Annotated in this window: 13 protein-coding genes and 1 riboswitch; of the genes, 7 read left to right on the forward strand and 6 right to left on the reverse strand. The window is 30.5% G+C overall.

Features of this window, described 5'->3' with window-relative positions:
* Positions 1-4 precede the first annotated feature (4 nt).
* Complete coding sequence (dapF, locus tag O9267_RS04255) at positions 5-793, reverse strand: diaminopimelate epimerase (RefSeq protein ID WP_298176386.1); 789 nt, start codon at positions 791-793, stop codon at positions 5-7.
* 132 nt (positions 794-925) lie between these two features.
* Here dapF and O9267_RS04260 point away from each other — a divergent pair, with 132 nt between their 5' ends.
* On the forward strand, positions 926-2,314 hold the full coding sequence (locus tag O9267_RS04260; RefSeq protein WP_298176388.1) for a Do family serine endopeptidase: 1,389 nt from the start codon (positions 926-928) through the stop codon (positions 2,312-2,314).
* A gap of 62 nt (positions 2,315-2,376) precedes the next feature.
* On the opposite strand, the gene O9267_RS04265 is transcribed toward O9267_RS04260, so the two are convergent.
* The 4 genes from O9267_RS04265 to O9267_RS04280 all read right to left on the reverse strand — a co-directional run bounded on the left by O9267_RS04265 (position 2,377) and on the right by O9267_RS04280 (position 5,747).
* Complete coding sequence (locus O9267_RS04265) at positions 2,377-3,393, reverse strand: iron ABC transporter permease (protein WP_298176390.1); 1,017 nt, start codon at positions 3,391-3,393, stop codon at positions 2,377-2,379.
* A 126-nt stretch (positions 3,394-3,519) separates the two neighbouring features.
* Positions 3,520-4,653 (reverse strand): ABC transporter substrate-binding protein, encoded by a 1,134-nt coding sequence (locus O9267_RS04270; RefSeq protein ID WP_298176392.1) that lies wholly within the window; start codon positions 4,651-4,653, stop codon positions 3,520-3,522.
* 227 nt (positions 4,654-4,880) lie between these two features.
* Positions 4,881-5,531, reverse strand: coding sequence for a T9SS type A sorting domain-containing protein (locus tag O9267_RS04275; RefSeq protein WP_298176395.1), 651 nt, complete (start codon positions 5,529-5,531; stop codon positions 4,881-4,883).
* A 78-nt stretch (positions 5,532-5,609) separates the two neighbouring features.
* A complete protein-coding gene (locus O9267_RS04280; protein ID WP_298176397.1) occupies positions 5,610-5,747 on the reverse strand; it encodes a hypothetical protein in 138 nt (45 codons plus the stop codon).
* 76 nt (positions 5,748-5,823) lie between these two features.
* A riboswitch (cobalamin riboswitch) is annotated at positions 5,824-6,017 on the forward strand.
* Positions 6,018-6,047: 30 nt separating this feature from the next.
* On the opposite strand from O9267_RS04280, the gene O9267_RS04285 reads away from it, so the two are divergent.
* Together O9267_RS04285 and O9267_RS04290 are read left to right on the forward strand one after the other, a co-directional pair.
* Positions 6,048-7,871 carry a TonB-dependent receptor gene (locus O9267_RS04285; protein ID WP_298176399.1) on the forward strand — a complete coding sequence of 608 codons (1,824 nt, stop codon included), beginning with the start codon at positions 6,048-6,050 and terminating at the stop codon, positions 7,869-7,871.
* A 3-nt stretch (positions 7,872-7,874) separates the two neighbouring features.
* Positions 7,875-8,996, forward strand: a complete 1,122-nt coding sequence (locus tag O9267_RS04290; protein WP_298176402.1) for a DUF5074 domain-containing protein — start codon at positions 7,875-7,877, stop codon at positions 8,994-8,996.
* Positions 8,997-9,048: 52 nt separating this feature from the next.
* On the opposite strand, the gene O9267_RS04295 is transcribed toward O9267_RS04290, so the two are convergent.
* Entirely contained in the window at positions 9,049-10,524 is a 1,476-nt protein-coding gene (locus tag O9267_RS04295; protein ID WP_298176405.1) for a S41 family peptidase, read from the reverse strand.
* Positions 10,525-10,626: 102 nt separating this feature from the next.
* On the opposite strand from O9267_RS04295, the gene O9267_RS04300 reads away from it, so the two are divergent.
* From O9267_RS04300 to O9267_RS04315, 4 genes are all read left to right on the forward strand, one after another.
* A complete protein-coding gene (locus tag O9267_RS04300; protein WP_298176407.1) occupies positions 10,627-11,136 on the forward strand; it encodes a sigma-70 family RNA polymerase sigma factor in 510 nt (169 codons plus the stop codon).
* Complete coding sequence (locus O9267_RS04305) at positions 11,123-11,572, forward strand: hypothetical protein (protein ID WP_298176410.1); 450 nt, start codon at positions 11,123-11,125, stop codon at positions 11,570-11,572. The genes O9267_RS04300 and O9267_RS04305 overlap by 14 nt, the downstream gene beginning before the upstream one ends.
* 150 nt (positions 11,573-11,722) lie before the next feature.
* Positions 11,723-12,250 (forward strand): DUF4252 domain-containing protein, encoded by a 528-nt coding sequence (locus O9267_RS04310; RefSeq protein ID WP_298176412.1) that lies wholly within the window; start codon positions 11,723-11,725, stop codon positions 12,248-12,250.
* A gap of 4 nt (positions 12,251-12,254) precedes the next feature.
* Complete coding sequence (locus tag O9267_RS04315; protein WP_298176415.1) at positions 12,255-12,806, forward strand: DUF4252 domain-containing protein; 552 nt, start codon at positions 12,255-12,257, stop codon at positions 12,804-12,806.
* Positions 12,807-12,830: the final 24 nt, after the last annotated feature.

Raw genomic sequence — 12,830 nt, forward strand, 5'->3', positions numbered from 1 at the left:
GAGTTTAAAAGTTTACTTCTATTTTCCCTTCAAAAACAAATGCTGCTTTTCCTTCTAAAAAGACGTTTTGATAACCTTTTACTGTTTTTTCAAATGAAACTTTCAATTTTCCGCCTTGAACATCTAGATCAATTTGTGATGATTTAGTTTTTTCTATTGCGTTCATGGCTATTGCTACTGCAGTTGCACCTGTTCCGCAAGATAATGTTTCGTCTTCAACACCGCGTTCGTAAGTTCGCAATCTAAAATGATTATCAGCTAATTGTGAAACGAAATTTACATTACTACCTACTTTTCCATATAAATCGGAATAGCGAATTTCGGCTCCATTTGCTTTTACATCATAATTTTCAATATCATTAACCAAAGTTACATGATGTGGTGAACCCGTATTTAGGAAAATATATTCGTCTTCAATTTTTATAGTATCAACATCTTTCATTTGAAGAGAGACTATCCCGTTTTCAAAAATCGTTGCTTGGTGCAAACCATCAGTTGCTATGAAAGTAGTCTTATCTTGAATTACATTCAAACTTTTGGCAAAAGCTACAATACATCTTCCACCGTTGCCACACATGGAACTCTCATTTCCGTCAGAATTGTAATAAACCATTCTAAAATCTGTCGAATTGTCATTTTCTAGCAATAGTAATCCGTCAGCTCCAATACCAAAACGGCGGTCACAAAGTGTTTCAATCAGATTGGTATCATTTTTGGGAAAATAATTTTGACGATTATCAATCATGATAAAATCATTTCCTGTTCCTTGGTATTTGTAAAATTGAATGTTCATTTTTATTTTTGTCTTGGAACAAAAGTACAAACTATTAATGAAAAGTTAATCATTGTTAAACACACGTTAAACTAGTTTTTTGTTAAAATTTTAGATTTAATTTTACGTTAGTATTTCAAAACACATAATAATATGAAAAAATTTGGAAGTTTATTTTTAGTTTCTCTATTAAGTGGCGCCACAACTTTAGGTGCTTACAAATTATTTTTTGAAAACAATAATCCATCAGATTCAATCGTCTCGATGGCGCCAAGTAATTTTACTAGGAATGTTGGTTCTGCTGATGGAAATTTAGATTTTACGCAAGCTGCCGACAAGACGGTTCATTCGGTTGTTCACGTAAAAAATGTCTCATTTAGAACAGTTTCCAATCCGATTATGGAATTTTTCTACGGTTTTAGAGGCGGACAACAACAAGAACAAGTTGGTACAGGTTCGGGTGTTATTATTTCTGAAGATGGTTATATTGTAACCAATAATCACGTGATTAAAGATGCATCAGAAATTGAAATAACTCTGAACAATAAAAAATCATACAAAGCAAAATTGATTGGAACCGACTCCAAAATGGATATTGCATTACTAAAAATTGATGCTGATGAAAAATTACCTTACACTGTTTTTGCCGATTCTGATACTGTAAAAGTGGGTGAATGGGTTTTGGCAGTCGGTAATCCGTACAACTTAAACTCAACAGTTACAGCAGGAATTGTTTCTGCAAAAGCTAGAAATTTAGATACAAGAGGAATTCAATCTTTTATTCAAACAGATGCTGCTGTAAATCCGGGAAATAGCGGTGGCGCATTGGTGAATACTCGTGGCGAATTGATTGGAATTAACACGATGATTTCATCGCAAACGGGTTCTTATGTGGGTTATTCATTCGCAGTTCCGTCTAATATTACTAAAAAAATCATTGAAGATTTGATGGAATATGGAAATGTACAACGAGGAATTTTAGGCGTTGAAGGTGCTGAATTGAATGGTGCAGCTTCAAAAGAATTAGGAATAAAACAAACGCAAGGTTTTTACGTAAGTAAAGTAAATAAAAATTCTGGTGCCGAAAAATCGGGAATAAAAAGTGGTGATGTGATTATAAAATTAGACAATCAAAGTATTGGAACTTATGCTGAATTATCAGGATATATAAACACAAAACGACCAAATGATAAAATTCAAGTAACCATTATTCGTGATGGAAATACCAAAGTTATTCCTGTGACTTTGACCAAAAATGAATTTATTTCAACTGAATTTAAAGGTTTAGAATTAGAAAATATCGATGCTTCGGATAAGAAAAAATTCAAAATAGATTATGGTGTTCGTATCAAAGATTTGTCTAACGAAAGATTGGAGCAATATGCAGATGAATTAAAAGGTGGCGTAATTTTGAAAATTGGAAATGTAAAAATTAATGACATCGAAACACTTTCAAAAATTATTTCAGAAGTTGATGAAAACCAAAGTGTTCAAATGGAATTGCTTACTGCAAATGGACAAATTATTCGATTGATTTTATAATCTTAAATTAATTTAATATAAAATAGGAAGTGTGTTAATCGTTTTACATTAACACACTTTTTTTATAGTAAGTTTTTTTTTCTAATCAATAGCCAAATCACAATAGGTGCACCAATTATCGAGGTTATGGCATTGATTGGTAATGTAAAATCCAATCCTGGTAATTGCGAAATCATATCACAAAAAAGCATCAAAATGCCACCTATCAAAATTGTACTCCAAAACAATATTTTATGATTACTCGTTTGAAAAAGTAATTTTGCTAAATGTGGAACGGCTAATCCAACAAAAGCAATTGGACCAGCAAAAGCCGTAATGCTTCCTGCTAAAATGCTCGTAGCAATTATAATTACATATCTTGATTTTTTTACATTCAAGCCCATACTTTTGGCGTAATTTTCACCAAGTAACAAGGCATCAAGCGATTTTATTGAAAGTAAACTCAATAGTAAACCAAGTAATACGGCAATAGATAAAACCAAAATATTTTGCCAAGATATATTGCCCAAATTTCCCATGCTCCAGAACGTAAATTTCTGCAATTGTTCTGCCGAACTAAAATAGGTCAAGACCGAAACAATCGCACTAGTAAAACTACTGAACATCAAACCTACAATTAGTATAGTTGCGGTATCTCTTAATCTTTGCGAAATGATTAGAACTAGTAACATTACCAAAAAACTGCCTAAACAGGAAGCTAAAATGATGGTAAATTCAATATTAGTAGTACCAAATCCTAAAAAACTAGATGTCAAAATTACAAGTGCAACTCCTAAACTTGAACCAGAACTTAATCCTAAAACATAAGGACCAGCAAGCGGATTTCTGAATAATGTTTGCATTAATAAACCAGAAATTGATAATCCAATTCCAACTAAAATGGCTGTTATGGCTTTAGGTAATCTAAAGTTAAAAATGATGTATTCCCAAGTGTCTTTGCTTGCCATTGAACCCAATAAACTCTTAAAAACTTCTTTTAAAGGAATGGCAACTTGCCCGAAAGAAATGTTCAATAAAAATGCCAATAGCAATAGCAATGACAATATTGAAAAAAGAAAAGTATTTCGGGTTTTGTACATTTTTTGAATTTTAAACCATTAAGGAATTAAGATTCATTAAGGTTTGAATTATTGCAAAGTTGAGAAAAATTCGTGAAATGGCAACATCTTTTAATTTGTGTAAATTCGTGTAATTCGTGTGAAAAACTACTTCAACTTCTCGAAAAAGAACGGTTCATAACCAACTAATAATTCTGGATGCAAAATTTTGACTAAATCTTTCAATACAATATCTGGTCGATTTGGTGCTAATTCGTAATACAAAACACCGCCAGTTTTCCCTTTTTTAGCTGCAAATGAATACACATTTTTATTTTGAAAAGCTTTAAATTGTGCATAATGTGAATTGGCTTCGGTCATTTCTGTTAAAGTTGAAAATTGCCCTGATGTTATCCAAAAGTCTGCGTCTTTGGCTTTTTCAAAAACAGTTTCAAATGATAATGATAAACTACCTGTTCCTGTTGTTTCTTGCCATAAATAATTAGAATTGGCTTCTTTCAAAATCAAGCTGCCCCAACTTGTTCCACTTGGTAAATACCATTTTCCTTCAAAAATATCTCCTGCTAAAATAGTTGGTTTAGAAGTTGCTTTTTTAGCAATTTCAATAGTCTTGAGATATTCGTTTTCAATTTTAGAGAAGATTTCGTTTGCTTGTTCTTGTTTGTCATATAAAGCTCCAAAAAACTTTATCCATTCTGCTTTTCCCAATGGTGTTTGTTCGTTCCAATCGCCGTTTAGCAAAACTTTTAAGCCACTTTTCTCTAAATTATCTAAAGTCGGATTATTGTTATCTAATCCATAGCCAATAATAACATTAGGTTGTAAATCGATTAAAACTTCAGTATTCAAGGATTGATTATTTCCTAATTCTTTAATTTTTTTTGCATCAATCAAAGCACGAACTTTTTCTGATGATACGTAAGCAAGATTTGGAAAACCTACCAATGTTTTTTCTTCATTCAACATTTCCAACGAAGGAATATGCGTTGTTGAAGTCACTACAATCGATTGAATTGGAACATTTATAACAATGTTGTTTTTTAGAGAATCTGGAATAATGCCGTTTTTCTTTTTTAAGATGTATTGGTAGGTTTTTGAAGCTTTTGGCCAAGGATTTTTAACAGTTACGATTGAATAGCTTGAGTAATTTTCAATCGAAAATCCGTTAGCATATTTAACTGTATTTATGGTAGTTATTTCAGATTGAGCTTTGGTTTCTTTTTTACATTGTACAAAAAGAAATAAGAATAAAAGTGGTAAAATAAATCTGAAAGTAGTCATTGTTCTATTTTTTGACAAAAGTAAAACAATGTTTCAATAAATGGATGCTTGTGTAGCAAATGATACAAAATTCAATTTAATTAGCTAGTAGATTTGCAGAAAAATAAGTTATGAGAGACAACTCAAACACTTTCATGTATATCGTTGGCGGAATCATTTTGCTACATTTTGTAGTTGGATTTATTTGGCTGATTTATAAATTTTCTAAAAAGAAAGAAGATAAATAATTACTCTTTAATCAATTTGTAATTAGTTTTTTGTCCATTTTCAAATTCAAGATTTAAGAAATAAACTCCTGAATTCAATTGAGATGAAAAGTTGTCAATTTCATTTTTTGAAAAAGAATCAATTAGTTTTTTTCCTGAAAGATCAAATAATGAATAATTTGTAATTGTTTTTTCAGTTTGAACAGTGAAATTATTTTGAAATGGATTTGGATAAATTTGAATAGTTGATTTATTGAATGATTCGTTTGATAATAACATTGGAACTCCGATTAATTCTGAAAATTCGATAACTGAATCTAAATTGTCTAATGCATTTTTTAATTCTGCAATATCACCATCAAAATAAATTGAATATACTTCCAAACAACAAACACTAGTTGGGTATTCCTGAACCATTTGTTTTACATTATACGTTTCAAAAATTTGATTTAATTGTTCGTTATTGGTTAATACATTCCCATTAGAATTTATTCCTACAGGATTTCCATTTGTAAGACTAGCTAAATTAATTATTAGAATATCGGCATAAGTTGGAAAATAATATTCAGGGGATTCATAACAAAGTCCAACTTTAAAAACATTTTCATTATTGTTCAAATCTGCAACAAAAGCGGATATGTTTGTCCCTAAATAATTAAAAAATATTATCATTTTGTCATTCATTTCACCTTGAATACAATTATATACTTCATGGGAAATTAATATCGAATTGATTGAAGAATCAGAAGTTTAATAACCTTCACTTGGAGAAAGTGGAACAATATTTTCAATTTGAATATAAAAACCCTCATTGAAAGTTACTTGAACATATCTTGCATTTGCAACAAATCCTACTAGTAAAAAAGTAAAAAGTAATAGTTTTTTCATAACAAATTGGTTTTTAGTAGTGTAAAGATAAGCGTTTTTTCTTAAATATTAAATTGTATAAATAATTATTTTCATACCTTTGCCTTCGAATTAAGGTTGTGGTTCACACGAATCGCATTAAAAGGGAATTAGGTTAAAAACCTAAGCTGTTCCCGCAACTGTAAGCTAATAAGCTTGTTGATGCTACAAAGTCATTGTCACGCATTGCGTGATGAGAAGACAATCAATAAGACGCAAGCCAGGAGACCTGCCTTTTTTCTTAACAAATATCGAATCTTCGGGAAAAAAGATTCTGAAATTATGACTTTAAGAAAACAGTTTTTTTTCGTGCTTGTGTTGGTGTGTCAATTAGTTTTGTCGCAAAATGATACTATTTTCTTAAAAGATGTTCAAGTTTCTGATTTAAATTTAACTACTTTTTCGGGTTCGTTATCGGTTCAAAAACTGAATGATTCTATTATTGCTAAAAATCAATCTTCATTGACTTCGTTACTCAATTATAATTCGGTAGTTTATTTCAAAGAAAACGGATTAGGAATGGTTTCGTCTCCATCTTTTAGAGGAACAACAGCGCAACAAACAGCCGTTATTTGGAACGGAATAAACATAAATTCACAATTTAACGGGCAAACTGATTTTAATACAATAACCACTCGAAATTATAATTCTGTTACTGTTAGAGCTGGCGGCGGAAGCGCTATTTACGGCAGTAGCGCCATTGGCGGAAGTATTCATTTGAATAACGAAATGGTTTTCAAAAACAAATTTGAAAACGATTTGTTTCTTTGTTATGGAAGTTTCAATACTTTCGATTCAAGTTTTAGAAGCACATTTTCTAACAATAAAGTTAGCGTCAATTTCAATTTTTCTCAAAATAGTTCTGATAATGATTATCCTTTTTTGAATTCTAATTTGAAAAACACCAATGGGCAATTTTACAATAATAGCTATAATTTTAGCTTTGGTTACAAATTAAATAAATCGAATATTTTCAGGATTTATAGTCAATTTTATGATAGTGAAAGACATTTTTCTGCCGCTATTGAATCAAAATCTGAAAGTAAATACCAAGATGTAAATAGCAGAAATTTAGTAGAATGGTTTTATTCAACTTCCAAAATAGTTTCAAATTTCAAGCTGGCTTTTTTAACTGAAAAGTATCGATATTTCAACAATTACAATTTTGAAAATTTTGAGACATCAAATGCTGAAACATTTATTATCAAATATGGTTTGGAATATAAATTTTCTCCCAAAATTAAATTGAATGGAATTATTGACTATTCCGGTACAAAAGGAATTGGTAAAAACATTGGCGAAAATAAACGAGATATTGGTGCTTTTTCATTGTTGTTAAATCATAAAATTTCTACTTATTTTCAATATGATTTAAGTATTAGAAAAGAAGTTACAGATGCTTATGAAAGTCCAATTTTGATGGCTTTTGGTTCAAATTTCAATGTGAATTCTAACTATAAAATTAAATTAAATATTTCCAAAAATTTCAGAATACCAACTTTTAATGATTTGTATTGGGTTGGATCTGGAAATCCTAATTTGAAACCGGAAAGTGCTATTCAGAGTGAAATAGGGCATGAGCTCGCTTTTAAAAACATTGATATTAAAGTTACATCTTATTATAATTCAATTTCAAATTTAATTAGATGGATTCCTCAAAATTCTGTTTGGAAACCTGAAAATATTGATAATGTAACGAGTTATGGAAATGAAGTTTTGGTTAACTATAAAAAGCAAATTGCAAAACATTTTTTTCAAGTAAATTCGAGTTATGCCTACACCATTTCCGAAAATGAAAAGACTAGTAAACAATTAACCTATGTGCCGTTTCATAAATTTACAGCTGGTTTTGCTTATAATTTTAAGAAGCTAAACGTCAATTATCAATATCTTTTCAACGGATTTGTTTACACACAAAGCGACCACGAAGCTTTTATAAAATCATATAATGTTTCAAATCTTGCATTAGCATACGATTTTGGAAAAGAAAATAAATACAAACTAGGTTTTCAAACCCAAAACCTGTTCAACGAAAACTATCAGAGTGTAGCTTACAGACCTTTGCCTGGTAGAAATTATTTAATAAATTTAACTCTAAAATTATAAAAAATGAAATGTAACAAACTGTTTTTATTAGTATTATTTAGCTCGCTATTCTTTGTTTCTTGCGATCCAGAAGAAGATACTCCACCATTGTATACATCAAAAGGCACTTACGACAGTGGTGTTCTGGTTTTGAATGAAGGTCAATATGGACAAACTAACGCATCTATTTCGTATATATCTTTTGATTTGAATACAACTAAAAACAACATTTTTGGTTTAGAAAATAATATTAGTTTAGGCGAAACAGGTCAAACCATTGGTTTTTATAACGATTTGGCATACATAATTGTAAATGGTGGAGATAAAATTGAAATAGTTAATAGATATTCGATGAAAAAAACAGGAACAATTTCATCAGGATTAAGTAGCCCTCGTTATATAACTTTTATAAATGGCAAAGGTTATGTGACATGTTGGGGAGAAGAATCAATAACGAGTGATGATTATGTGGCGGTGGTTAATCTATCTAGTAATCAGGTTGTTAAAAGTATTCCTGTTGTTGAAGGTCCAGAGTTTATCACAGATTATAATAATAAGTTGTATATTTCACATGCAGGCGGTTGGAATCAAAACAATAAAGTAACTATTATTAACGGTGCAACTGATGTTATCGATGGAATGCCAATTGTTGTGGGTGATGTGCCTAATGAACTTATTGTGCATGATGGATACTTATGGATATTTTGCGCTGGAAATCCAAGTTATGCTGCTGGAGGTGAAACACCAGCCAAAATTGTAAAGATGAATCTATCGACAAATACTATTACCACTTTCAAAACATTTGCTAGTTCAACTTATTCTACAAACATGTCAATTTTTGGTTCATTTGTTTATTATTCTTTTGGAAATACTGTTTACAAGGAAATAATAGAACAAACCAATCCTGCCACACCATTAAAAAATTTTAATACCAATTCAGTAAATGTTTACTCAATGGCAGTTAAAAACAACCTTATTTATGTTGGAGATGCACCTACTTTTGATGGTAATGGAAATGTGAAAATTTTTGCTAATGGTGATAGAATTGAAACTGATGGTTCAGGTACACAAGTATATCCTTTTGGAAAGTTGATGAAAACTGTAAATGTAGGAGTTTCTCCAAACGGTTTCTACTTCAACCAATAATTTTATAATTACAATTTACAAAAATGGCTACCAATTAAAGTAGCCATTTTTTTTATTTTATAAGAGGAACTTTCTCCAAATACATATCAGTCCCAATTTCATTAAGTGATTTAGAATCTTTGAAATCTTTAAATTCTTTATGTTGAGGTTGGTTACTTCTTCCGCCGGTAGTGATTTTGATAATTGCAGCATTTAATAATGGTTCTGTACTTTCACCAAGAACACCAAGATTTCCATAATTTTCTTTGATTAATTCGTCTGGTTGCAAACCGTTTATATAATCTCCAAAGTTGTTTTTATTGGTAATTTTTAGCACCAAAGGTTGCATTGCATGTTTATGTTTGGTATTGATGTCGCTTTTGGTAAAAGTTGGCGAATCGTATAAGGTTATTGAACCAACATTTTTTCCAACTGTAATATCACCAATTTGAACAACATTTATATAAGGTTCCAATCCGTTAATGACTAATTCACTTGCAGAAGCTGTACTTTTGGAAGTTAAAACATGCACTTTATTCAAATTCAAGCTGTTTATAGCTTGACCGTTTCCTATTGTGCTAGGAAATAAATCTATCAATTCGGATGGATTATTTTGATTGAAATAAGCTTGGGCTTTTGCATTCCATTGTTGTTTGCCGAAAATTTGTCCATTAAACTGCCCTGTAATCATACTTGCTAATCTTCCAGCAGTTGCAATTGAGCCACCAGAATTGTAACGTAAATCCAAAACTAAATCTGTTACGCCTTGCGATTTTAACTGTCCAAATGCTGCATTCAACTGCGATTCATACTGAGAAAAAAAACCGTTATACATCAAATAACCTATTTTTTTATTTCCAGATTCAATAACCTTAGTTAAATAAACAGGGTTTTCAGAAAGAACCGATTTTGTCAAGATTATCGATTGTCCATTTGGCGTAATGTTTCCATTGTCATAGTTTGCTAGATTGATGGTGTAAGTAGTATTTTTACCAAGCAGTTCATCAATATTATTCAAAGGGTTTTCAGCATTATGTTTGTCATTATATAATTCTACACCGTTTACAGCATAAAATAACATTCCACGGGTCACATTTTTAGCAACAGCATCAGAATTCGGTAAAACATATCTAACCCAACCAAAAACAACACCGTTATCTCCGTTTTTATATTTCAAACCATAATCCATTCCGTTATTTAAAGTTGTGCCTGACAGAATTCCTTCTAATTGTGAATAATCAGAAAAAAGTACGCTAAATCTATCAATTGCTTCTCCTTCTGGAAATTGACTGATGGGTTTGTTCAATAAATGTTGAAATAAATCATTTGGATTTGAATAGCCATTTAGAAAATTATTCAATTCGGTTTGATTTCCAAAACGATTATCAGCTAAGTCTGGTTCGTCAGCTTGCCATAAATAATACAAATTCAAGCCTTTCCATATAAAATTGTTGACCTGTAAGTTTTCAGGAACATAATTATCTTCTTGTTTTTCGCAGCTAGCGAATACTAAGAAAAGTAGCAGTATTATTTTAAATTTATTTGCCATACTATTTTAATTTTATCAAAAGTAAGAAAAAAATAATTTTATTTGTAACAAAATATATCCTCATTCGTCTTGACTATATAAGCGCAAACCAAACCAACCAAAATGCACCAAAAAGAGTTTATACAATTAGTTACACCTTTCAAAGATAAAGTCTTTCGATTGGCTAAGCGATTGCTAATAAGCACTGAAGAAGCCGAAGATGCGACACAAGAAGTAATGGTGAAATTATGGAACAAAAACGATAATTTAGACGCTTACACAAGTTTGGAGGCTTTTGCCATGACAACGACCAAAAATTATTGTTTGGATCAATTAAAATCGAAAAGAGCAAGTAATTTGCAATTAGTTCATTCTAATTATGAAGACAAACAAGTTGGATTGTTGCAAAAGATAGAAGATACAGACAGTTTGAGTTGGGTAGAAAAAATAATAAACGAATTACCCGAACAACAAAAACTAATTGTTCAAATGCGAGATGTTGAACAATATGAATTTGAAGAAATAGCCAAAATGCTAAACATGAATGAAACGGCTATTCGAGTAGCGCTTTCGAGAGCAAGAAAAACGATACGCGAAACAATGCAAAAAACACATAGTTATGGAATTGAATAGAATAGAAAAATTACTAGAAAACTACTTTCAAGGAGAAACCAATCTTGCCGATGAACAAGAATTGAAAAACTACTTTGCAAGCGGAAATGTTGCTCCTAACTTGAAGCAATATCAATCGGTGTTTGGTTATTTTTCTGAAGCTAAAAATGAAAAATTTACCAAAGAAATTGTGATTCAAAACAAAAAGAAAAACACTGTTTGGTTGTCAATTGCGGCTTCTGTTACAATCTTGTTAGGTGTTGGAGTTTTTAGTTATCTAAACATGGAAACCAAAAACAAAACAACTGGCGAACTTGGAACCTATGATGATCCAGAAGTTGCTTTTAGAGAAACCCAAAAAGCTTTAAATATGGTTTCTGAAAATGTAAATGTTGGCATAAAAAGTGTAGAGTATGTTAATGAATATCAAGAATCAAAAAATTTAATATTTAAATAGAATCAATGGCAATTTCAATGTCAAAAATCAATTTCAATAAAAAAGAAGATTTTATTAATTTTTCAAATTTCTTAAATCGGTGTTCCTATTAAATAAATCAAATTTAATTATCAATCAATAAAGTAAAAATCAATTTAAAAATCAAGAATCATGAAGAAAGTAATTTTAATTATCGCATTTGTATTTGTTTCAAATACCTTTTTTGGTCAAGCTGCCTTCGATAAATTTGACGGCCAAGACGATGTAACTTCTATTATTGTCAACAAAAAAATGTTTGAGTTGATGAGCAAAGTCAAAATGGAAGCATCAGATAAGCAAGCGCAACAATATCTAAGTTTAATAAAAAAATTAGACAACCTAAAAGTATTTACAACTTCAAGTACAAGAGCTACTGCCGAAATGAAAGCTGCTGCCGAAAAATATACCAAAACGGGTGGTTTGGAAGAATTAATGCGTGTGAATGATGGTGGAAAAAACATCAAAATAATGGTAAAATCAGGTGCTTCTGATAGTCAAATTAAAGAATTATTAATGTTTATTGATGGTTCAAAAGCAAACGAAACCGTTTTGATGTCATTAACAGGAAACTTCGATTTAGACGAATTATCAGTTCTAACAGATAAAATGAAAATTCCTGGTGGCGAAGATTTGAAAAAAGCTACTAAAGGCAAAAAATAATAACATGAAATCAATCATCAATCAATTAACGATCATTGCTTTGTTTTTGCTTGTAAGCTGTGATTCAAAGCCATCTTTACAAAAATATTTTGTAGAAAATTCAGAAAACAAAGATTTTGTTATGCTTGATATTTCGCCAAGTATTTTGAAAATAGATGAGAAAAAAATGTCGATAGCTCAAAAAGAAGCATTCCAATCTTTTGAAAAAATGAATGTGCTGGCTTTTAAAATAAATGATAAAAACAAAGCTCAATTTGAAACCGAAAGAGCCAAAGTCAATTCAATTTTAAAAGACGAAAAGTACCAACAATTAATGAAATTTGGTTCAGGAAAAGAAGGCGCATCGGTTAGTTTTGTTGGAACAGACGACAATATTGAAGAATTCGTTTTATACGGAAATCAAAAAGACAAAGGATTTGCAGTCGTGAGAGTTTTAGGAAATAAAATGAATCCAACAAGCATCATGGAAATGATTTCAATTTTGAAAGATTCCAATTTTGATATGGAACAACTCAAACCATTGCAACAACTTTGGGAAAAAGACACAATTAAATAAAAGGTTGAGGTTAGTTAATTGCAA

This window comes from Flavobacterium sp., from assembly GCF_027531705.1.
GTDB lineage: Bacteria > Bacteroidota > Bacteroidia > Flavobacteriales > Flavobacteriaceae > Flavobacterium.

What these genes read in the sequence shown, in the direction of transcription:
- O9267_RS04275 (WP_298176395.1), bottom strand. Translation starts at nt 5,531, where the DNA reads ATGATAATATTTTTTAATTATTTAGGGACAAACATATCCGCTTTTGTT.
- O9267_RS04265 (WP_298176390.1), bottom strand. Translation starts at nt 3,393, where the DNA reads ATGTACAAAACCCGAAATACTTTTCTTTTTTCAATATTGTCATTGCTA.
- O9267_RS04295 (WP_298176405.1), bottom strand. Translation starts at nt 10,524, where the DNA reads ATGGCAAATAAATTTAAAATAATACTGCTACTTTTCTTAGTATTCGCT.
- O9267_RS04310 (WP_298176412.1), top strand. Translation starts at nt 11,723, where the DNA reads ATGAAGAAAGTAATTTTAATTATCGCATTTGTATTTGTTTCAAATACC.
- O9267_RS04315 (WP_298176415.1), top strand. Translation starts at nt 12,255, where the DNA reads ATGAAATCAATCATCAATCAATTAACGATCATTGCTTTGTTTTTGCTT.
- O9267_RS04300 (WP_298176407.1), top strand. Translation starts at nt 10,627, where the DNA reads ATGCACCAAAAAGAGTTTATACAATTAGTTACACCTTTCAAAGATAAA.
- O9267_RS04270 (WP_298176392.1), bottom strand. Translation starts at nt 4,653, where the DNA reads ATGACTACTTTCAGATTTATTTTACCACTTTTATTCTTATTTCTTTTT.
- dapF (WP_298176386.1), bottom strand. Translation starts at nt 793, where the DNA reads ATGAACATTCAATTTTACAAATACCAAGGAACAGGAAATGATTTTATC.
- O9267_RS04285 (WP_298176399.1), top strand. Translation starts at nt 6,048, where the DNA reads ATGACTTTAAGAAAACAGTTTTTTTTCGTGCTTGTGTTGGTGTGTCAA.
- O9267_RS04280 (WP_298176397.1), bottom strand. Translation starts at nt 5,747, where the DNA reads ATGAAAAAACTATTACTTTTTACTTTTTTACTAGTAGGATTTGTTGCA.
- O9267_RS04260 (WP_298176388.1), top strand. Translation starts at nt 926, where the DNA reads ATGAAAAAATTTGGAAGTTTATTTTTAGTTTCTCTATTAAGTGGCGCC.
- O9267_RS04290 (WP_298176402.1), top strand. Translation starts at nt 7,875, where the DNA reads ATGAAATGTAACAAACTGTTTTTATTAGTATTATTTAGCTCGCTATTC.
- O9267_RS04305 (WP_298176410.1), top strand. Translation starts at nt 11,123, where the DNA reads ATGGAATTGAATAGAATAGAAAAATTACTAGAAAACTACTTTCAAGGA.